This window comes from Microbacterium lacus (genome assembly GCF_002812805.1).
GTDB lineage: Bacteria > Actinomycetota > Actinomycetes > Actinomycetales > Microbacteriaceae > Microbacterium > Microbacterium lacus_A.
In genome coordinates this window covers 138,542-159,074 of the sequence record NZ_NMUM01000005.1, presented here as the reverse complement: position 1 = coordinate 159,074, position 20,533 = coordinate 138,542, and the positions used below count along the sequence as shown (strand labels likewise).

General features: G+C 65.9%; 23 protein-coding genes and 2 tRNA genes. 19 read left to right on the top strand and 6 right to left on the bottom strand.

Annotated elements, in window-relative coordinates; translation table 11 throughout:
- The first annotated feature begins 25 nt into the window (after nt 1-25).
- The 11 genes from CGU34_RS01250 (at nt 26) to CGU34_RS01200 (ending at nt 10,226) form a co-directional block, all read left to right on the top strand.
- The gene (locus CGU34_RS01250) at nt 26-988 is read left to right on the top strand and encodes a M23 family metallopeptidase (protein ID WP_100813006.1); all 963 of its coding nucleotides are present in this window, start codon (nt 26-28) and stop codon (nt 986-988) included.
- A 137-nt stretch (nt 989-1,125) separates the two neighbouring features.
- Nucleotides 1,126-1,620, top strand: a complete 495-nt coding sequence (locus tag CGU34_RS01245) for a hypothetical protein (protein ID WP_100813005.1) — start codon at nt 1,126-1,128, stop codon at nt 1,618-1,620.
- Entirely contained in the window at nt 1,617-2,027 is a 411-nt protein-coding gene (locus CGU34_RS01240) for a hypothetical protein (protein ID WP_100813004.1), read from the top strand. The genes CGU34_RS01245 and CGU34_RS01240 overlap by 4 nt, the downstream gene beginning before the upstream one ends.
- A 9-nt stretch (nt 2,028-2,036) precedes the next feature.
- Nucleotides 2,037-2,414, top strand: a complete 378-nt coding sequence (locus tag CGU34_RS01235; RefSeq protein WP_100813003.1) for a hypothetical protein — start codon at nt 2,037-2,039, stop codon at nt 2,412-2,414.
- Nucleotides 2,415-2,420: 6 nt separating this feature from the next.
- Complete coding sequence (locus CGU34_RS01230) at nt 2,421-4,112, top strand: hypothetical protein (protein ID WP_100813002.1); 1,692 nt, start codon at nt 2,421-2,423, stop codon at nt 4,110-4,112.
- A complete protein-coding gene (locus CGU34_RS01225) occupies nt 4,112-4,549 on the top strand; it encodes a hypothetical protein (RefSeq protein WP_157811176.1) in 438 nt (145 codons plus the stop codon). Before CGU34_RS01230 ends, CGU34_RS01225 begins: the two co-directional genes overlap by 1 nt.
- Nucleotides 4,546-5,265, top strand: a complete 720-nt coding sequence (locus CGU34_RS01220) for a hypothetical protein (protein ID WP_100813000.1) — start codon at nt 4,546-4,548, stop codon at nt 5,263-5,265. The genes CGU34_RS01225 and CGU34_RS01220 overlap by 4 nt, the downstream gene beginning before the upstream one ends.
- Entirely contained in the window at nt 5,262-6,113 is an 852-nt protein-coding gene (locus CGU34_RS01215; protein WP_100812999.1) for a glycoside hydrolase family 16 protein, read from the top strand. Before CGU34_RS01220 ends, CGU34_RS01215 begins: the two co-directional genes overlap by 4 nt.
- Complete coding sequence (locus tag CGU34_RS01210) at nt 6,110-7,390, top strand: PKD domain-containing protein (protein WP_100812998.1); 1,281 nt, start codon at nt 6,110-6,112, stop codon at nt 7,388-7,390. Before CGU34_RS01215 ends, CGU34_RS01210 begins: the two co-directional genes overlap by 4 nt.
- The gene (locus tag CGU34_RS01205) at nt 7,390-7,869 is read left to right on the top strand and encodes a hypothetical protein (protein ID WP_100812997.1); all 480 of its coding nucleotides are present in this window, start codon (nt 7,390-7,392) and stop codon (nt 7,867-7,869) included. Before CGU34_RS01210 ends, CGU34_RS01205 begins: the two co-directional genes overlap by 1 nt.
- Nucleotides 7,870-8,036: 167 nt before the next feature.
- Entirely contained in the window at nt 8,037-10,226 is a 2,190-nt protein-coding gene (locus tag CGU34_RS01200; protein WP_100812996.1) for a hypothetical protein, read from the top strand.
- Nucleotides 10,227-10,424: 198 nt separating this feature from the next.
- Here the strand turns inward: CGU34_RS01200 and CGU34_RS01195 are convergent, their stop codons facing one another.
- A complete protein-coding gene (locus tag CGU34_RS01195) occupies nt 10,425-10,733 on the bottom strand; it encodes a hypothetical protein (protein WP_100812995.1) in 309 nt (102 codons plus the stop codon).
- A 211-nt stretch (nt 10,734-10,944) separates the two neighbouring features.
- Between CGU34_RS01195 and CGU34_RS01190 the strand changes: the two genes are divergently transcribed.
- Nucleotides 10,945-11,202 carry a DUF3263 domain-containing protein gene (locus tag CGU34_RS01190; protein WP_198517639.1) on the top strand — a complete coding sequence of 86 codons (258 nt, stop codon included), beginning with the start codon at nt 10,945-10,947 and terminating at the stop codon, nt 11,200-11,202.
- 233 nt (nt 11,203-11,435) lie between these two features.
- On the opposite strand, the gene CGU34_RS01185 is transcribed toward CGU34_RS01190, so the two are convergent.
- From CGU34_RS01185 to orn, 3 genes are all read right to left on the bottom strand, one after another.
- Complete coding sequence (locus CGU34_RS01185) at nt 11,436-12,653, bottom strand: tyrosine-type recombinase/integrase (RefSeq protein WP_100812993.1); 1,218 nt, start codon at nt 12,651-12,653, stop codon at nt 11,436-11,438.
- Between the two features lie 100 nt (nt 12,654-12,753).
- Nucleotides 12,754-12,829 (bottom strand) — tRNA-His (locus CGU34_RS01180).
- Between the two features lie 36 nt (nt 12,830-12,865).
- A complete protein-coding gene (gene orn / locus CGU34_RS01175; protein ID WP_036294418.1) occupies nt 12,866-13,486 on the bottom strand; it encodes an oligoribonuclease in 621 nt (206 codons plus the stop codon).
- Nucleotides 13,487-13,555: 69 nt separating this feature from the next.
- Here orn and CGU34_RS01170 point away from each other — a divergent pair.
- From CGU34_RS01170 to CGU34_RS01160, 3 genes are all read left to right on the top strand, one after another.
- Nucleotides 13,556-13,628: transfer RNA gene (locus tag CGU34_RS01170), tRNA-Arg, on the top strand.
- Nucleotides 13,629-13,654: 26 nt separating this feature from the next.
- Complete coding sequence (locus CGU34_RS01165; RefSeq protein ID WP_036294465.1) at nt 13,655-14,542, top strand: alpha/beta hydrolase fold domain-containing protein; 888 nt, start codon at nt 13,655-13,657, stop codon at nt 14,540-14,542.
- 58 nt (nt 14,543-14,600) lie between these two features.
- On the top strand, nt 14,601-14,813 hold the full coding sequence (locus CGU34_RS01160) for a hypothetical protein (protein WP_036294467.1): 213 nt from the start codon (nt 14,601-14,603) through the stop codon (nt 14,811-14,813).
- A 21-nt stretch (nt 14,814-14,834) separates the two neighbouring features.
- On the opposite strand, the gene yczE is transcribed toward CGU34_RS01160, so the two are convergent.
- Nucleotides 14,835-15,521, bottom strand: a complete 687-nt coding sequence (gene yczE / locus CGU34_RS01155) for a membrane protein YczE (RefSeq protein ID WP_440344724.1) — start codon at nt 15,519-15,521, stop codon at nt 14,835-14,837.
- Nucleotides 15,522-15,583: 62 nt separating this feature from the next.
- Between yczE and yczR the strand changes: the two genes are divergently transcribed.
- Nucleotides 15,584-17,023 (top strand): MocR-like transcription factor YczR, encoded by a 1,440-nt coding sequence (yczR, locus tag CGU34_RS01150; RefSeq protein ID WP_036294423.1) that lies wholly within the window; start codon nt 15,584-15,586, stop codon nt 17,021-17,023.
- A gap of 91 nt (nt 17,024-17,114) precedes the next feature.
- Here yczR and CGU34_RS01145 read toward each other — a convergent pair whose 3' ends face one another.
- The gene (locus tag CGU34_RS01145) at nt 17,115-17,393 is read right to left on the bottom strand and encodes a hypothetical protein (RefSeq protein WP_051512835.1); all 279 of its coding nucleotides are present in this window, start codon (nt 17,391-17,393) and stop codon (nt 17,115-17,117) included.
- A 224-nt stretch (nt 17,394-17,617) separates the two neighbouring features.
- Between CGU34_RS01145 and ssb the strand changes: the two genes are divergently transcribed.
- The 3 genes from ssb to ettA all read left to right on the top strand — a co-directional run bounded on the left by ssb (nt 17,618) and on the right by ettA (nt 20,517).
- On the top strand, nt 17,618-18,154 hold the full coding sequence (gene ssb / locus CGU34_RS01140; protein ID WP_051512837.1) for a single-stranded DNA-binding protein: 537 nt from the start codon (nt 17,618-17,620) through the stop codon (nt 18,152-18,154).
- A 107-nt stretch (nt 18,155-18,261) separates the two neighbouring features.
- Entirely contained in the window at nt 18,262-18,762 is a 501-nt protein-coding gene (locus CGU34_RS01135) for a DUF6993 domain-containing protein (protein ID WP_051512839.1), read from the top strand.
- Between the two features lie 72 nt (nt 18,763-18,834).
- Nucleotides 18,835-20,517 carry an energy-dependent translational throttle protein EttA gene (gene ettA, locus CGU34_RS01130; protein WP_036294429.1) on the top strand — a complete coding sequence of 561 codons (1,683 nt, stop codon included), beginning with the start codon at nt 18,835-18,837 and terminating at the stop codon, nt 20,515-20,517.
- The last annotated feature ends 16 nt before the right edge of the window (nt 20,518-20,533 follow it).

The following is a 20,533-nucleotide window of genomic DNA, read 5'->3' as shown; positions in this document are numbered from 1 at the left end:
CTTCCGCACGCTCAAGGAGGCAGTCATGAAGCTCATCAGGCCCGCCAAGAAAGATTTCAGCAACCCGTGGAAGCCGGCCGGCGCCCCGGTCACAAGAGCCACTCACCGGGGTCTCGACTTCGGTTGGGGGAGCGGTGACGAAATCACCGCGGCCGCCCCAGGCAAGGTCGTCGCCGTTTACAACGGGGGCGGCTACAACGGCGGCTGGGGAAACCGCGTCGTCATCGATCACGGGAACGGGATCTTCACCTCGTACAACCACATGGCCACGAACACGATCCAGGTGCGCGTCGGCCAGCAGGTCGGTGCGGGTGCGTTCCTCGGACGCATGGGCGCGACGGGCGAGACAGGTAAGCCGCCGGCGAAGCACCTCCACTTCGAGCTGATGCTAGGAGGCTCGGGACCGGCGAACCGGGTTGACCCGGCGCCGTACTTCGGCATCGACCTGCCCGGCACCGCTACCCCGGCCGCGGTCCCCGGAGGCCAGCGGACCGTCCGGCGAGACCTGACGTCGCCGATCATGGGTCGCCTCAACCCGACCCTCTCGGGCGAGGTTCGCCAGCGACTCGCGCCGGGCGTCCTCGGCAACTTCGACGGTTTCATCCGCGGGCAGCAGGTCGACCAGAACGGCCACAAGACCGAGGTCTGGTTCCGCGGCGCGTTCAACGGGAATTACTTCTGGGCTGGCAACTTCCAGGAGACGATGAACGGCCTCGGCGTCGCGGGGCTCGCCGACCTCGGCACCTTCGGCGGGGCATCGCCGGCACCCGTCCCGCTGACGCAGTTCGTGCGCCTGGACACCGGCTGGTTCTTCTACAACCAGCTCGCGAACGCCCTCGCCGGGAACTACGCGAAGTCACAGATGCTCGGCGCGGGCGACTACCGCGTGCTCGAGGTGAACCCCGCCGGCCCGATCCGGGTGGACAGCCCGAAGGGCATGGTCTGGCTGGGTACGAAGAACACCCGCCCGCCGGTGGTCTGGAAGTAGGCGGTGGTGCGTAAAAACTTCCAGCACGCGCCCGCCCGCCGGCGCCCGCTGTTGTGGCCCCCGATTGTCGTGCTCGTCGTTGGGTGCGTTCTCCTCGCCTGGGAATTGAGCGCGGTGTTTCCCGCGCTCGGCGCGCGATGAACCTGCTGAGGGCAATTGGGCGCGCTTCGATCTGGCACTCGTCGGCGATCCCGGAGAACGAGAAGAAGTACCGCAACCTGAAACGGGTGTGGCTCCCGATCTACGACGTGATCGCCATCATCGCGGGAATCCTCGCCTTCGTATTCGGTTCCCGACTGCTGTACCGGCTCCTGGGCCCTGAACTCGTCGACACGGTCGGACTCGTCTACTCGGTAGTCGCCCTGGTCTGCTTGTTCGGAGTTGCATTCCCGAAGCTCTGGGCCGTGGAGATCGCAGGGAAGATCATCCTCGTTGGCCTGGTCGTCGGATACATCGCAGCGATCATGTTCTACTCCACGCCCGCTCCAAACGAACCGCCGCCCTGGTTCATCGTTGCGATGCTCGCGTGGGGGCTCCCGATGGCGCTGTTTCGGCTCAGCCTTCTGGGAGAGGAGCAGGTCACCCGCCACCTCAAGCGTCTTCCTCGGCGCGCCGAATTGAGCACTGCATGACTCCCGAGATCGTCGTCGGCCTGTTCGTGCTTATCGGAGGCGTGATCGCGACAGTCGCGACGCTCGTGGGCGGCATCCTCCGCAACCGGTCGGAACGGAGCGTCACCACCGCGCAGACAGCGCAGGCCGACCTCGCCGCCCGGTTCGACGACGCATCTGAACTCTCGAAGTACATCGACGAACGAGTCGAGCTGAAAGTAGCCCCCATCCGCAAGGAACTCATCGAGGTGAAACGCGAGTCCCACGAAATGCACGACGCCGTACGTGCTCACTTCACGCAGCTGTGGGCGTGGGACCAACGCGGCCGAGTCGGCCCCCTTCCCCTTCTGCCCGCGAAGATCCTCACGAAACTCGGCCTCGGTCATCTCCTCGAGGACGAATGGCAGACCGAACCCAATCAGACCTAGGAGGTCACCATGAACATCAGCCAGTACGGAAAGAGCATCGCCTATATTCTTGCGTCGCTGTTCGGCATCCTCGCGGCCGCCGTCTCGGATGGCATCGTCACGCTCGAAGAGGCACTCAACATCGGCATCATCGTCATCGGTGCGATCGGGGTCTACTGGGCACCCAACGTGCCGGGCGGAGCACTCGCCTACTTCAAGGGCGTTGTCGCGTTCCTCGTCGCGGGTCTCGTCGCGGCCGTGGCGTTTGCGACCGGTGGGATCAGTCCGGCTGAGTGGCTGCAGGTCTTCGTCGCTGCTCTCGCTGGCATCGGTGTCGTCATCATTCCGAATGAGACCGCGAAGTCCCTCCCCGTGGCGAACGCCTACGTCGAACACCCCGCGGTCTGATCGCCTGTGGCGACCTACCTGATCGGCGGCCGGCTGGTAGCCGGGGGCGGGCGCGCGGCCGGTGAGATCACCGTGCGCGCGCTCGTCCCTCGGACGGTCTCCGTTGAGGTTGTCCTCAACGACGCTGGGTCGATCGAGGCGAATGTCACCACCCCTCAGATCGACCCAATCACCAAAACCGCTGTCGACCTCACGACCGAGCTCGTCTCGGGACGTGACTTCCTCGGCCTCGTCGTCAACGACACGATCGTCGAGTGTGGGCCGATATGGGGCGACCCGAACACTCCGCCGTTCCTGTCTACGCTTCACGCTGACGGCTTGCTCTCATACTTCGATCACCGCACCGTTCTGCCGGTCCTCACCGGGGGGCAGTTGCCGCGGGACGTCACATCAAAGTGGGTAGGGCTCAGTCTCCGCACCATCCTCAAACGGCTGGTTCAGCAGGCGATCTCCTGGCCGGGCGCAGGGCTCCCGATCGACTTCGAGCCCGACTTTTCTGGCAGCCACGAGCGTGAGTACCCCGGCACGGACCTCACATTCGTTGGCGATGCGATGCGAAACATCGCTGCTGTCGATGGCGGGCCGGACTTCACTCTGCGTCCGAAATGGGGAACAGATCGCCGACATGTGCGCTGGGATCTGCTCACCGGGAACCCGGAGCTCACACAGGGCGGCCACGACCACCTCTGGGACGTTTCCGCGCCGACGCCTCACGCGAAACTCCGCTACATCGACCGGGATGCGCGCGAACTGGCGAGTCATTCATACGTGCAAGGAGTCACCCTCCGAAACCTGCAACGCGACCCATCCTTCGAGGATGATCCGTCGCCGTGGCGCGCGGCAAGCAACGCCTCCGAGCCGGTGTTTCTCAGTGGCGGAACACACGGCGCCAGGTACGCGCAATGGTCCGCGGCTGGCGCGGGATCTTCGTACCTCGACGGCGGAGGCGGCACGACCGTCGAAGCCGGCGACAAACTCACGGTGAGCGCCGATATCGGTGCGGGAGCGACCCGCAATGCCCGACTCATGCTGCGCTTCACCGACTCGGCCGGCACAATACTTGCCGACGTCTATTCAGGAGCGGCCTCCGCTCCGGCGGTTGGTTGGGCGCGTCACGTCCTGTTTGCCACGGCCCCGGCGGGGTCCACGTCGGCGAGGCTCTACATCGAAGGACAGGCCACGGGCGCCGCGCAGACGTTCCGCGCCGACTCCGTGATGTTCACCACCGGGTCTGAACAGGTGCCCTTCGCTGTGGAGGAGATCCAGCTTGAGGCTCGCGCCTCGAGCACCGCGCTGCTCAGCGCTGGCTTTCCGATGCTGGAGGCCGTCGAGTCGCGGAACAGTGTGCTTCGTGCTTCGACACTGCAGGCGTACGCGGATGAGGGTGTAGCCCGAGGTTCCGGGCACGTCGAGACGTTCGAGATCGTCGCCCGCCGTGACCGCGTTCCCAAGCTCGGCACGTACTGGCCGGGCGACTACGCGCTGGTCCGGACCGCGAAGACCGCACGGCTCCCAGCAGGCCGTTACCGGGTCCGAATCGTCCGAGTCGCGTTCTCCAAGACGGGGATGGTGACCCTCGAATGTGCGCCGGAACGGATCGCTTCCGGCTATCCCGTCCCATCAAGCAACCGCACATGGTTGCGGGACAAACTCCGAGCGCTCGCTGGGCGCATCGCCGAATCCAACAGGGGAGCATGATGCCTACCATCAGCCAACAGGTGCCGATTCTCGACTCGAGTGGTCAGCGCGCCAATGGCTTCGTGAGGGTGTCCGCGTCTCGTCCGTTCGATACCGCACAAGGACACATCACGACGGCATGGGCGGCCGCTCTCGTCAAGGACGGGATAGCGACGATGAACGGCGCCCCCTGGTATCTGCCACCCACTCCCGAGGGAGTCTTCCTGCAGCTCGAGCAAGAGCTCGATGGGGAACAGACCATCAAGTTCCGCGTCTATGTGCCCGACCAGGAGTACATCACCTACTCAGAGCTGCTTTCGAACCGTGCGGGCATCGCGCTGGGGTGGGGGTACTACGCCTGGGATCTGTCCGGCGAGGCGGACTTCCCACCGGAGGCGCTCATCGGTGACCTCGGTTACGACTCAGTAAGCGGAGACCTCTGGAGGAACGACGCATGACGAAGATTTGGCTCGGCAACCTGATAGGCCCCGAGGGGGAAAAGGGCGAGCCGGGATCGGCGAACCCGGGCCCCCCGGGCCCTCCCGGCCCACCCGTATCCGTCGAGGGTGCAAACGTCGGAGACGTCTACACGCTCACCGGCCCGGAGACCCCGGGTTGGGCGGCACCGACTGCCGGTTCCGGCATCGAAAACGCCCCACAAACGTGGCCCGACGCGTTCCCGCCCTCCATGCACACTCACCCGGCCACCGGCATCAACGACGCGACCGCAGTCGGCCGGAACGTGCTGACAGCCACGACACAGCAGGCGGCACGGCAGGCGATCGGCGCGGGAACCGGGAACGGCACGTCTGACCTCAGGCTCGGCACCGGTCCGACCGACGCTGCACCGGGAAACCACGGACACGGCGCATCGGCGGTGGCGTTCACACCCGTCGACAATCTCACAGCGACCGACGTTCAAGAGGCGATCCGGCAGGCCGCGCAGACTGGCGGAGGCACAGGCACCGGGGGCGCGTCCGAGGTGAAAGTCGTTCGCTTCGCTTCGGGCCAGTACCCAGCCCTTCCCGCGACGAAACCATTCGGTGTGAGCCTCGTGTTGTTCAAGGGCCCGGTCCAGCCAACGACCGCCAACGTGTCCGGCGGCATCCCGACATATCTCGGCGACGGTGCGAATCAGATCATGGCTGACTACGAGTACCGGGCGCTCACGTGAGCACGCCGCTCGCGAACGTCAGGTACGCGTACGACGCGCCCAACAAGAGGTGGCTCGCGCCCGGGCGTGAGCCCCTCTTGGCGCAGAGCACTGTGCGCGACGGGTTCGTCGAGGGCTGGGGGTACCCGTCCTGGGAAGACCATTTCGAGGGGACGTCGCTGAACAGTTCGGTTTGGAACATCCGGAACAACTACCAGGAAGCTCAGTCTCGCGAGACGATGCGAACCGGGAACATCGTTGTCGAGAACTCGTGCGTGCGGCTGATGTCGAAGCTGGAAACGTACAACGGCCGCGAGTACACCTCTGGCTACATCGACACCATCGGCAAGTGGTGGCGCAGGTTCGGGCGGTGGGAGATGTACGCCAAGATCCCGATCGAGCACAACATCTCACGCGGCATGTGGCCGGCCTTCTGGCTTCGCGATCAGACCGGCCAAGGCGAGATCGACATCATGGAGTCGGCGGGCACGCCCAACGAGCACCCTTCGTCCTATCCCACGGGGCAGGGGCGATTCTCGTCATCGTTCTACCGGACGACCGGTGTGCGGACCAACGGCAGCCCGTACCAGTCGAGGATCTACACGAACGCGAACGCCGGTGACGGAAAGTTCCACAAGTTCGCGTTCGAGTGGACTCCGACTCGCGCCACATTCCTCTTCGATGACCGTGCGCTGTGGACGCTCAACGAGACGGAACTCGAGCCGTTCATGCCGGGCTTCCCCTCGGGGGGAAATATGCGGATCGACACCTTCATCGGCACCAACTGGATCGGCTACCCGACACCCGAGGGAACCATCTGGCCCCGGTCTTTCGACATCGACTACATCAGGTATTGGAGTCTGCAATGAGCATCATCAGAAAGTGGTCCGGAGACGGTCTCAGCGCGGGAGCGCTGACCACAGGTAGCGTCGGCACGGGCGACGCCGCATGGTCGAGCGTCGTTGCAGGGCACACCATCGAGGCTGCCGGAACCAGGTCGCCGCGCATCGCGGTTCCGGACGATGCCGTTGCGTACTACACGCGGTGGCTCGCCCTCGGAAACCTCAGCACGTGGGCAGCTCGATACGCATTCCGGTGGGCGTCCGGCGCCCCGGGCGGATCGATCGGTCTCATCGAAGCTCGGGACTCGGCCGGCAACCAGGTCTTCCGCATCGAGATCAACACGAGCGGGCTCGTCCGAATTCGCAACGCTTCTGCTGCCACCTGGTCTCAGACCACCGGTGGACTCGTCGCTGCTCAGGACTACCGGGTCGAGGTGTACGGGGGAAGCGGGACGCTCAACCTCCGCATCTACCAGGGTGATTCCACGACGCCGTACATCAGCCAGTCCTCCGCGGTCGAAACCGCGACGGTCGACGAGATCCGTTTCGGTCGGCACTCAGGACAGACCCTCACCGGGGAGCGTCGCGACGACTTCGCAGTGAGCGATACCGCTGCGCTGATCGGCCCGCCGATCCCGCCGAGCGTGGATGCAGGCCCGGCACAGAATGTCGCGGCCGCGGCGACCGTGAACCTGACCGCGACAGCGGGCGGCGGCGGTTCGATCTCGTCGTACGCCTGGACATTCGTCTACCCCACGAGTGGCGCCCCGACTCTCACCGGCGCCAGCACGTCCAGCGCGTCCTTCACCGCCGGCGCGGCAGGCAACCTCTACATCCTGCAGTGCGTCGTGACGGACAGCGAAGGCGCAACGGCAACGGATACCGTCGAGGTGCGTGTTCCGGTTGCTGGCGGAACGGCTATAGCGCCACTGCCCGTGAACGGATCTGGCTCGAGCGGCTGGACGATCGGGGGCGGCTCGAGCACAGAGGGCGCAGCGCTCGCGGACTCCAACGACGCGACGTACGTCGCCTCACCGACAGTGACGGGCGTGGAGACGGCGCGGCGCTGGCGGCTGAGCCCGTCGGCGGCGAAGACCAGTGGTCAGGTCGCGGTTCGACTGTCCACCGACTCGGGTACCGCGAACGTGACTGTCCGGCTCGTCGAGGGGTCGACGGTGCGTCAGACCTGGACTCAGGCGATCACCTCGGTGGTGACCGAGTACACGTTCAACCTGTCGTCCCCCGCTATGGCAGCGATCGGTGATTGGGCGAACCTCTACGTCGAAGTCGGAGCGACTAGCTGATGACCGCCGTACGGGTCGCCCGGGTCGGGCTGCAGGAGCAGCCAGGGCTCACGACGGTCCGCGTCGGCAAAGTCGCGCTCACCGGCCTCGCGCCGGCTGCGGTCAAAGTCCGCGTCGAGAAAGTGGCGCTGACGGGCACCGCGGCCGTCGCGGTCAATCCGATCGCGGCGATCACCGCTGAACCCGAATCGGTCGTCACGCTGACCGCGAGCCTCACAGGCGGGGGTAACCCCGATTCGTGGACGTGGCGGCGCGTGTCGGGCAACGCGGTGACTCTCACTGGCACCGGTGCGTCCCGGACACTGCGGGCACCCTCCGGCATGCCACCAGTAGGCGGCAGCGTCGTCATCGGAATCATCGCCACCGTCGGGGGAGTGAACTCGCCCGAGCGCACCGTCACGATCACAACGCTGCCGCAGATCCGTTGGCAGTACCAATCGGGTGCGTGGGTCGGCAGTCGTTCCCGCATCGAGCTCTAAGAAAAGGACGCCTCATGGCTGTAGTCCGCGTCTCCGGAGTTTCTCTCCGAAACGTTCCCGAGACATCTGTGTCCATTTACCGGCCCGGGCCGGCCAAACGCGCTCGCGCGCGCGCAGCACGATCGCAGCCGCGGTCTAGCGGACGTAGCCGGTAGAGCGGGGGAGTCATGGTCAACATCAACCTCACCGCATTCCGAACGATGTTGGGTGCCCACGGGCCAGCCGGCGAGGGAACCGCGGTCATCGACTACTGGGCAGGCTCAAGCCCGTACGTGTCGGTCGACGGCCACATCGTCACGTTCCCGGACCCGATCAAGGTGCCCTTGACGGGCGAAGATCAGGTCATCGAGCTCGAGCCGATCGTCGGCTGTTGCCTCCGCTGGTCGCTCCAGATCGACGGCATCGCCACAGGGCTCGAGGTCTTTACCGAGATGCCCACCGCTGACGCTGACTTCGGCGACCTCGCCGTTGTCGACCCGGACACGTTCCAGGCCACCGGCGAGACAGTCACGGCGTGGGAGGCGGTAGTCGGACAGGTCGAGACGCTGCGCGCACAGGTCGCGGACGACGCCGCAGCCGCCGCCCAAGACCGGACCGCCGCTGGCACGTCCGCATTCAATGCCGGCTCGTCCGCGGCCGCCGCGCAGTCCAGCGAGGGTGACGCTGTCACCGCACGCAACGAGGCTCGGGCGGCTCGTGACCAGGCTCAGGTCTATGCCGCGAATACGGTCGCCCTCCAAGATGATGCGGTCGAGAATCTCGTGCTCACGGGACCGAAGACCAGGGCCGCCCTGAACGGCACTATTGGGGATGTTGCTGTGCCGAACGCAGGTGGCACGCTGGGGACGGAACTGATCGCGAACGGATCCTTCTCGACTGACCTCACCGGTTGGGCAGGAACGAACTGGGCGTGGCTCAGCGGAGCAGTCAAGCACACGCCTGGATCGGAGGCGGCGCTGATTCAGGCCGCAGCCACAGCCACGCTCGAAACCACCTACGCGGTGACATTCACCATCTCAGGGAGAACCGCAGGCGACGCCTACCTATACTTCGGCGGCGGCTACGTCTTTCCGACTGCGAGCAATGGCACGTTCACCGGTTACATCACCGCGACCTCAGCCGATGCTCTGCGGATCATCCCGTCGTTGGCGTTCGACGGTTCGGTCGATTCTGTGAGCGTGCGCCCACTCGTCAGCACCCCTGCACGGGTCGACTCCCGCACCGAGTTCACTAAGCCGATCAAGCTGAACGCCGGTATCGAACTGCCAGTCGGCGCGCCCGTCAGCATCGGGTACGAGGCACTCCGCGAGACTGCCACGGGTACATACAACACCCCGTCATCGAACATCGGGATCGGATACCGGGCTGGGAAGAACACCGACACCGGGCACGTCACGGCTGTTGGTTACCGGGCCGGGGAAGCCAACACGGACGGCGTGTTGACCGCGTTCGGCAAGTGGGCCGGAATGTCGAACACCATCGGACACACCACCGTCTACGGCAATGCAGCGGGCATGTCGAACACCACCGGGAACATCGACGCATACGGTGACGAGGCTGGTGCTGACAACACGACAGGGACCATCGCTGTGTTCGGCTATTACGCCGGCCACACAAACGTCACCGGGACGGTCAGCGCCTTCGGACATCAAGCCGGTAACGCCGCCGACCCCGCGGCCATCTACTCGGCCTTCGGCCACCAAGCTGGACAGCGGGCTACCGGGACTGGCGTGACGGCATTCGGGCATCAGGCGGCACAGGTCGCAACCACGGGACGGGTTACCGCGGTCGGACACGAAGCTCTCCGCAGCACCTCGACAGGCCACGCGGTTGGCCTCGGATATCGGGCGGGTGTCGCGAACACGTCGGGCGCTGGAACATTCATCGGCTACCAGGCTGGGCTCGCGACAACGACGGGTCGAGTCACAGCAGTCGGTTCGAGTTCCGCGCTTGAGATGACGACAGGCAATGGCCTGTTTGTTGGGCATCAGGCAGGCTACGGGCTTACCCCCGCGAATGCGCCGAAGACGGACCAACTTGCCGTGCTCATCGGAGATTTCGCGAACCGCAGCGTTCCCTCCGCAACGTTCCTTGAGGGATACGTCGGCGTGGGCTACGGCGCAGTGGTAGGCGCCAGCAACACCGTCGCGGTCGGACGAGATGCGAACGCTGGACATGCGTCCTCGGTCGCCCTCGGCGCGAGTTCGCAGACGTCCGCAGTGAATCAGGTCATGGTGGGAGACAGAGACATCGAGTCAACTCGCACAGGCGGCGGCATAACGCTCAAGTCCCCAGACGGCACCCGGTACAAGGTCACCGTAGCCAACGGCGGCACGTTGGCGGTGGCAGCGGCATGAGCGAACTAGAGAGCCTCGCGCTCCTCATCGCGGACCTGAATCTGCAACTCCGCGCAGCACAGGCCGAGAACGCCGCGCTACGCGAGCGGCTCGACACCCACCCGCCGCAATAGAACACACTTTGGGCCTAGTCCCAACCACATCCGCCCCCTCCCCGCACGAGCTTCGGCTCGACGCGGGGAGGGGGCGATTCGTCGTTCAGTCGGCACGGTCGACCGCGTTCGCCCACACCCATGTCCGATGCTCCGTGTCGCCGACGGAAAACTCGATTCCGACGGCCTTCTGTGTCCACCGGACCGCGCGAGCTCGGACCTGGACGGCGTGCCCACCGAACCGGACCCACGCGAGAACCTCGAGCGGCTGAGGCGACGTCGTCAACGGGTACACGTCCAGCCGGAGTTCCTGCTCGCTAAGGGTCTGCAGCGGCTTGTTGGCTGAGACGGTCTGCAGGATGCGTTCGTCCATGCGCTTGTCGATCTGTGCGGCGTATCGCTTGTTCGTGCCCACCGGCGCCCCTTCCCCGTATCAGGCGCCGGCCTCGCCAGGAATCGATGCTAGTCCGCGATGGCGACACCCATCCACCCGCACCCACGGCAGCGCACCGCGGGCCCGTCGTCGACCATCACAGTCGAGCACGACGGGCAGCACGGCTGAGTCCCCACCTCATCCATGCGAGCACCGTACGTGAATGTCGGACGCCGCCTGCAGAGTTATCCACATGACCCCGACCGGATTCCTCCACACCGAGACCTCGCCCGCGCAGCTGCTCGACTTCGAACGGCAGTGGCCGCGGCACTCCGGCCGCAAGGAATCCGCGATCATCAGCGAGCTGCAGCTCGACCCGGCGCGCTACTACGTCCTGCTCAAGCGCGCAGCCGAATCACTCGAGGGGCAGGCCCACGATGGCCTCACCGCGCATCGGGTGCTGCGGCTATCTCGTCAAGTGCGCGCCGGCGGGACGTCTGTGCCAGCGTGAATCGGCGGCTGCGGAGGGTAGCTCGAGGCGACTCCACTCGAGGCCGGGGCTGACACGAAACCGGTCTCCGCGTTACGGCGCAGCGACGCACGCACAGCCCGGACTATCAGGACGACGACGAGCGCGACGACGGCCAGAACTACGAGCATCAAGACGATAAGCAAAGCGCGAGCCACTTCGACCTCCCCAGATCCGTGATCCTCGGAGTGTAGCGCGCAGCGGGTAGCACGCGTCTACCCCTTCACGGCCGGCTCGAGCTGCCGGAGCGTGCGTACGCCGCTGAGGGTCCGCCCGATCGAGTCGGCCATGTCAATGTGCGCGTCGGGCTGCAGATGCCCGTAAACGCCGACCGTCGTGGTGATCGACTCGTGTCCCAACCGAGCCTGAATGTGCGCGAGCGGTCGACCATCCGCGATCAGCCAGGACGCGTGCGAGTGGCGGAGGTCGTGCAACGTGGGGCTTTTCGTGATCGGGGTAAGCCCGTACTTCTCGCACAGCTCGGGGTCCTGAGCTTTCAGAACCGCGGGCACCCACGTGGTCGTCCGGAACCGCCCGTACCAAAGGTGCTTGCCGGAGAGCTCGCCGGCGAAGATCAGATCAGATCGCGGCCCCGGCTCGCCGAGCGCGTGAACGACATCCATCGTCATCGAGACGGTGCGGCGCGCTGCGCGTGACTTCGGGTGCTTCAACACAGGTGCGCCGGTCGTCGACTTCTTCCACGCCTTGTCGACACGCACGGTCGGGGGGTGCGCTGTGAGATTCAGGTCGGCCCATGTGAGTGCGGTGGCTTCGCCCCAGCGCAGCCCCGTGGATGCCAGCAAGAGGATGAACGCTTCCCACCGGGGCGGGATGAAAGCGAGGATCGTCGCGAACTCCTCCGGTGTCAAGAAGACGCCCTCGTGCTTCTGCCCACGAGACAGACGGGTCCGGTACGCCGGGTTGTCGGGCCGGAGACCCTCTTCCACCGCGGACGCGAAGATCGACGACAGCAGGGCGTGATAGTTCCGGATGGTCTTGGCAGACAGCAGCTGCCCCGACCGACCTTTCATCGAGGACGGTTGCTTTTCCTGCCACGCCACCCAACGTCCGATGTCACCCTTCTGGACGGCGTCGATCGGATAGTCGCCCAGGACCGGCAGGAAGGAACGTTCAGCGATTCGCTGGTAGCCGTTGCGAGTGCCCGGCTCGATTCCGGTGAGCAGACCGGAGTCCTCGTCGAGGTAGCGAGCGGTGAACTCGCGGAGCGTAGGCACGCCTACATCGCGGTTGCGTCGCGTCTCGAGCACCTCGCGCGCGGCCGCGCCGCCGATGCGGTCGACGAGCTCGCCGAACTGATCAGCACCGCGCTTGTCAGGGAACGATTCCTGCGACATCTTCCCGTTCACGCGGAACTGGACCCGCCAGGTGACGATCCCCGTGGCATCCGAACGTCGACCGGTAACACTAGCCATTTCAAGCCTCCACACGACCTGTTTCGGCGAGATTTGAAGGTCGATGTAGGCGAAAGTGTAGGCACGGCCTCCGACATTCGCCGGAGGCCCGCTTATTCATTGGGGTGAGTAACGGGGCTCGAACCCGCGACATCGGCCACCACAAGGCCGCGCTCTACCAACTGAGCTATACCCACCATGTACCCGTGTGCCCGGGTAACCCAGCAATTGTATTACACCCCTGGGGCGTACGAAGACACGGCGGCAGCCGCAGCCGCACGCGCGCCGTCGCTCGTGGGGCCGGGCTGCGGCACGAAGACGGCCTGGCGGTAGTAGGCCAGCTCCCGTATCGATTCGCGGATGTCGGCCAGCGCGCGGTGTCCGCCATCCTTCGCGGGGGCGTGGATGTACGCGCGGGGATACCAGCGCCGAGCGAGCTCTTTGATGCTCGACACGTCGACGCTGCGGTAATGGAGGAAGCGATCGAGGCGCGGCATGTACTTCGCGAGGAATGCGCGGTCGGTGCCGATCGTGTTGCCGGCGAGAGGTGCCTTGCCCTCGTTCGCGAAGCGTTGGACGTACTCGAGGGCGAGGAACTCCGCCTCGGCGACACTCACGCCGTTGGGGATCTCGTCAAGCAAGCCCGAACTCTCGTGCATGCCCGTGACGAAGTCGTTCATGTGCTCGAGTGCAGACGGGTCGGGCTTGATGACGATCTGGAACCCAGGATCGAGCACGCGCAGTTCGAAGTCCGTGACAACGACGGCTATCTCGACCAGTTCGTCCTGGTCGAGGTCGAGCCCCGTCATCTCGCAGTCGATCCAAACGAGCCGGTCGTTCTCGTGCGCTGGCATTTCGTCATCTTATCCATGGGTATGGACCCACCCGGCGACCTCGGCGGCGAGGCGATAACCTGATCGGGCGCCCTCGTAGCTCAATGGATAGAGCATCGGCCTTCTAATCCGACGGTTACTGGTTCGAGTCCAGTCGGGGGCACAGCCTGGGAGGAGTCCGACGTGGCGATGCCGCTGTGGTTGGCCGATACGGTCGCGAAGCTGATGCAGAGGCTTCCGAACAACATGCCCGCCCGGGCTGATCTCTCCTTCGCCGAGATCCCCGTGACCCTTCGAGACGCGACGATCCACACGCGCCACGGCGCCGTGGATGCCCAGGTCTATGCGCCTTCCGACGGTTCCTCCGGCAAGGGGGTCTACGTGAACTTCCACGGCGGCGGTTTCGTCATGCGGCATCCGGAGCAGGATGACGCGCTGTGCCGCTATATCGCTGCCAACGCTGGGGTCACCGTCGTCAACGTCGACTACATTCCGGCCCCGCAGTCTCGATTCCCCGGACCCGTCGAGCAGGCGTACGACGTCGCGGTGTGGGCAACCTCCATGGAGCGCCCGTGGCTGGGCGACAAGCTGGTCCTGGGTGGACAGTCGGCGGGGGGCGCGCTTGCCGCGGGTGCCGCACGTCTCGCGCTCGAAAGGGGGACGCCGCACGTCAGCCTCCAGGTGCTGATGTACCCGCCGCTGGACCTGACCGTGCCGGCGAAGACCAAGCTCTCGGAGGGTAAAGAGACGCTTCTCGCTCGGATGGGGCCGACTTTCGACACCGCTTACTGTCCTGACGTGGAGCGCCGGACCGACCGATTGATCTCGCCAGCCTCGAGCGCGGACGGTGCGGACTTGACAGGTATTTCGCCAGCGCTCATCGTCACGGCGGAGAGAGACATCCTTCGCGAGGAAGAGATTCGCTACGCCGCGCGGCTAGCGGGCGTCGGTGCTCTGCGCGAGCACATCGATCTACCGAATGTCGGCCATGGGTTCAATCTCAGCGATGCCCCTCGCGAGGTCGTCGAGACGGTTTACGCGGCGATCGCGCGGCACGTGCGGGGCAGTCTGTCCTGACCCCTGGTGCTGTTCTCGGGTCAGGCGTAACGTCGCCACCGTCGAAAGGAGTTCGATGATGAATAACACGACGAAGACCCGCACGATCTGGGTCGCGTTCGGCGAATCCGGTGTGGTCGGGACGATCCGCAAAGATGCAGATGGGTACACCGTCACGATGGCGGCAGCCGAGTCATCCGCGGGGACATATCCCACGATGGATGTCGCGAAGTCCGCGCTCTACTCGCGGATGCGCCCGGGGAGTGACTGGCCGAGGTTCCAGGAACACTGAAGCGGGCGCGGCCGCTTCTGGTCAGCCGTGGGCCGCGGGGGTTGCCCGGTGTGTAGGCCGCCGCTGAGTGTCGAACAATCGCAGGGCGGCATGGCTCGCGGGTCCGATGGCGAGTGCGTAGACAAGGGTGCCCACGCCGACCGTGCCACCCAGCGTCCACCCGATCGCCAGCACCGTGACCTCGACAGCTGTGCGCGCTACCCACAGGGGCCACCCCCAGCGTGCTGAGATGCCGGTCATCAGACCGTCACGCGGGCCCGGTCCGAACCTGGCCCCGATGTAGAGACCACCGGCGAGGCCCACGAGCGCGACCCCGCCCAGCAGCAGAGCACTCGACTGTAGAAGGTTCTCCGGCGCCGGCACTAATGGCAGCGCGAACTGAAGGGCGGTGCCCACCACCAGAATGTTGGCGATGGTCCCGATTCCCGGCTTCTGCCTCAGCGGAATCCAGAGCGCGAGGACGGCGAGTCCGATGATGTTGGTGATCCAGCCGAGACCGATCCCGGTTCGCAGGGCCAGGCCCTCTGCCAGAACGGTCCAGGGATCCACTCCGAGGCCCGCGACGACGACAACGGCCACACCGACTCCGTAGAGAATGAGCCCGAGCAGCAATTGCGTGACGCGACGAGCCCGAAACGGTACGGACGCCGATGCCGAGACGCTCCGTTTAGCTGACGCGCGTGCTGTTGGACCGGTGGAGAGGAACATAATCAAGAGCCAATCCGAATATTGGCCTTTTTGGTAGAGGCCAATCACCGTATGGTGGACGGATGGCCGATTCGCGACTGTCTTCCCGTGCGCTCGTCCAGCTCCTCGGAGAATGGCGCGACAGCGCGCCCGCATACCGGGGGCTCGCCGATGCGGTTCGGATGTTGTGCCTGGACCGCCGTATCGCACCGGGTACGGCCCTCCCCGCTGAGCGCGATCTCGCAGCCCGGCTCGGGTTGAGTCGAACGACCGTCGCCGCCGCATATCGCGATCTGCGCGAGTCCGGCCACGTCGCGAGCTTGCGCGGTTCGGGCAGCGTCGTCCGTGCCGTCGGGCCGATCGCGGACGTCCCGGAGCCGGGGGACGAGGACACGATCGATCTGCACCGGGCAAGCCCAGCGGCCTGGCCGGGCTTGAGCGCACTGTTCGTCGACGCAGCATCCGACGCTCCGCGTTGGGTCGGGCGGTCCGGCTATGACCTCGTGGGTGCGGTCAAGCTCCGTACGGCGATCGCCGACCGCTATACGGCGCGCGGTCTGCCCACAGTGCCCGACCAGATCATCGTCACGACCGGAGCGCAGAGCGCCATCTCGCTCGTGACGGATGTGCTCGTGCGACGCGGGGATCGTGTCGCGATCGAGACGCCGACGTATCCGCACGCCGCCGACGCGCTCCGGGAGGCGGATGCGAGGCTCGTCGCGATCCCTGTCGATGCCGAGTACGGGTGGGATCTCGAGCGTGCCGATCACGTTTTGCGCCGGGCGGCGCCGAGCCTTGCGTACCTGATGCCCGACTTCCAGAACCCGACCGGCGCGACGATGAGCGAGCACACGCGTCGCATGCTGGCCGAATCGGCCGCAGATGCCGGTGCGATCGTCGTCGCGGACGAGACCACCGCGGACCTCAACATCGATCGGCCCTTCGAGAGCCTGCCGTTCGGGTTCGGTCTCGATCCCTCCGTTCAGCGGAACATCGTGACGATCGGATCGCTGAGCAAGACCGTCTGGGGTGGCCTCCGAATCGGGTGGATCCGCGCGGACCTCGACCTGGTGCCGAGGCTCATCGCGGCACGTCCCCGACGCGAGTTGGGGACCCCGGAGTTGGAACAGCAGGTCGCGATACTTGCGTTCGAGCGGTTACCCGAGATCCTGCTGCAGCGTGCCCAGCTTCTGCGTGAGGGCCGCGACACGCTCGTGCGGGCGCTGGCCGAAGCTCTGCCGGAGTGGACAGTGCCGACCGTGCACGGGGGAGTGTCGCTGTGGGTGGGTCTCGGTGCTCCCGTCAGTTCTCCGCTGGCATTGGCCGTTCGGAGCCGCGGCCTGATCCTCTCTTCGGGGCCACGTTTCGGGGTGGACGGCGGTCACGAACGGCACCTGCGAGTGCCGTTCACGGCGCCCCCCACCGAGCTGACGCGAGCGGTGGAGATTCTCGCGGATGCGTGGCCGGAAGCACGCGATCGCGGTCGTCCCGTGACGGAGACGGTGCTCGCGGCAGTGGTGTGACGCTGTCGAGAGTCGAGAGTCGAGAGTCGAGAGTCGAGAGTCGACCAGCATCCGAAGCGGTTCAGCCGCGTCGAGCGGTTTGGCCGTCGAGTCAGCCGTTTCGGAGTGCGCTGATCGCCTCATCGACAGACCAGAACTCCCCGACGGTTCGAAAGCCCTTGACGCCGTCGCGGTAGCGGCGTGCGGACCATCGCGATCCGAGCGTGTGATCGAGCCGGTGCAGATGGCCGACGATGCGCCCTGCCGCATCGAGCACGCGCCAGAGTGCGGGCCCGGCAGGGGTGAGCCGGACCCTGAGAGCGGGGGAGGGTGTGGGGGGTGTGCCGTCGAGGCGGATCATCGCAGGAGCGGTGAGGGTGGGGTTTGTCATTGAGGAACTCCCTTCTGCATCGAATGTATGTTCGACCTCCGACATTCGCGCGGGGCGTCCGTGGGCGGCTTGCTGAACGGTCCTCCCCAGGCGTGTTCCGCACGGCACCGTCCCCGAATCGGGAGCGCAGGCGGCTATGAAGGAGCGCCGCGGAAGATGCTGTCCGGAGAGGGCACCGTGCTCTCGATCGGGAGGCGCACCTCCCGTGCGAAAGGAGTCGGGTCATGAGCGACCACATCACGATCGTCGGCAACATCGCGGGGGATCCGCGGCATACTCAAACCCCCTCGGGCATCCCGATCACGACTTTTCGTGTCGCGAGTTCCCCCCGCCGGTTCGACCGCACGACGGAAAAATGGGTGGACGGCGAAACCAGCTGGTACTCCGTGTCTGCCTTCCGCGCTCTCGCCCTCAACACTGCCGCATCGCTTCAGCGCGGCGAGCGTGTCATCGTCAGCGGTCGCCTCAGGATCCGCACGTGGGACAAGGGTGATCGCAGCGGGACCACCGCCGAGATCGATGCGGAGGCGATCGGACATGACCTGCTGTGGGGTACGACTCGCTTCGAGCGAGCCGGTGCGCGCGAACCGGTCCCCGCCTCGACGAATCAGGGTTCGGCAGACGCCGAGGGATGGTTCGCGCCCGGTACGCAGCGTGACCCTGGACCCGACGAGGCGGTCGCGGACAACACGGAGGGTTCATCGGTGCCCGCCGGATCCCTGGTATCGCACGAGCCGGATCGCGAGCCCGTTCCCTTCTGACACGGCCGGTGTCCGCCGTCGGTGGTCGACGACGGCGGGCGCTGGCAGCGGCGCTTTGCCATCCCGACCTGCGTTGGGCTCTCGACGGGCGCGCTTAGACTTTGCTGGTGCAGCTCCGTCGATCCCTTCGTGCTGTCGCCGGTGGAGTCGCCCTCATCGTCGCCGCTCTGACGCTGAGCGCCTGCGTGCAGTCTCCGGCGCCAGATGACACGCCGACGTCGGCGGCCCCTACCGTGTCCGTCTCGCCGTCGGCGACGCCCACTCCGCCGCCAGCCCCCACACTGCAGCCGGAGGGAACAGCGGAAGACAACCTGCAGTACTTCACCCTCGTCGTCCAACAGGTGTGGGCGGGCCCCGAGCGCATGGCCGGGCGTGCTTACATCGACGCGCTCGTGGCGGCGGGGTTCGATAAGAGCCGGATGCAGGTCACGAAGGATCAGACGGCTATCGGCAACGCGGCAGACAGCATCCAGTTCTCGGTCGCATGGAATGACGCATGCTTGATCGGACAAGCGGGGGCTGCGTTCGCCGAACCGGCGACGGTGGTGGTGCCGATCCTGGAGGGCGGGGCATGCCTCATCGGAGAAACCCGTCCGATCGACTGGTGAGGCCCCGGACCGCCAGTCCAGGACGCGCACGGCGCTGAGTCGACGGTGTACCGCCCGTAGACTGGACGGGACATGGCTGAATATATCTACCAGATGGTGCGCGCCCGCAAAGCGGTCGGCGACAAGGTAATCCTCGACGACGTCACGATGGCGTTCCTCCCCGGCGCGAAGATCGGCGTGGTCGGCCCCAACGGTGCCGGTAAGTCCACGATCCTCAAGATCATGGCGGGGCTCGACATCCCCTCCAACGGCGAGGCCCGGCTATCGGCGGGCTACAGCGTCGGCATCCTGATGCAGGAGCCCGAGCTCGACGAAGACAAGACCGTTCTCGAGAACGTGCAGCAGGGCGTCGGGCCGATCAAAGCTCAGCTCGACCGGTTCAACGAGATCTCGGGCCTGATGGCGGACCCGGATGCCGACTTCGACGCGCTGCTGGCCGAAATGGGCACTCTGCAGGAGGCCATCGACGCCGCCGACGCGTGGGACCTCGACTCGCAGCTCGAGCAGGCCATGGATGCCCTCCGTACCCCGCCGTCCGAGGCGATCGTCTCGAACCTCTCGGGTGGAGAGAAGCGCCGTGTCGCGCTCTGCAAGCTGCTGCTGCAGAAGCCCGACCTGCTGCTGCTCGACGAGCCCACGAACCACCTCGACGCCGAAAGCGTGCAGTGGCTCGAGCAGCACCTGGCCAAGTACCCCGGCGCCGTTCTCGCCGTCACGCACGATCGGTACTTCCTCGACCACGTCGCGGAGTGGATCTGTGAGGTCGACCGCGGGCGCCTGTACCCCTACGAGGGCAACTACTCGACCTACCTCGAGAAGAAGCAGGAGCGTCTGCAGGTCCAGGGCAAGAAGGATGCCAAGCTCGCCAAGCGCCTCGCCAGCGAACTCGAATGGGTGCGCAGCAACGCCAAGGGGCGCCAGACCAAGTCGAAGTCGCGTCTCGCGCGCTATGAAGAGATGGCTGCCGAGGCCGACCGCACCCGCAAGTTGGACTTCGACGAGATCGTCATCCCGCCGGGACCGCGACTCGGCCAGATCGTCCTCGAGGCCAGGAAGATCCAGAAGGGCTTCGACGGCCGCAGCCTGATCGATGACCTGAGCTTCTCGCTGCCCCGCAACGGCATCGTCGGCATCATCGGCCCCAACGGTGTCGGAAAGACGACCCTGTTCAAGTCGATTGTGGGCCTTGAACCCCTCGACGGAGGCGAACTCAAGGTCGGCGAGACCGTCGAGATCTCTTACGTCGACCAGACGCGTGGCGGCATCGACCCCAACAAGTCCCTGTGGGAGGTCGTCAGCGATGGCCTCGACTGGATCCAGGTCGGCAAGGTCGAGATCCCCTCGCGCGCCTATGTGTCGCAGTTCGGCTTCAAGGGCCCCGACCAGCAGAAGAAGGCCGGCGTCCTCTCCGGTGGTGAGCGCAACCGCCTGAACCTCGCACTCACGCTGAAGCAGGGCGGCAACCTGCTGCTTCTCGACGAACCGACGAACGACCTGGACGTCGAGACGCTCGGCAGCCTCGAGAACGCGCTCCTCGAGTTCCCCGGATGTGCCGTGGTCATCACGCACGACCGGTGGTTCCTCGACCGCATCGCGACGCACATCCTGTCGTACGAGGGGACGGAAGAAGAGCCCGACAAGTGGTATTGGTTCGAGGGAAACTTCGAGGCGTACGAAGAGAACAAGATCGAACGCCTCGGCCCCGACGCGCTGAACCGTTCGAGCTCGACGTACCGCAAGCTCACGCGTGACTGACCCCACGACCACGAAC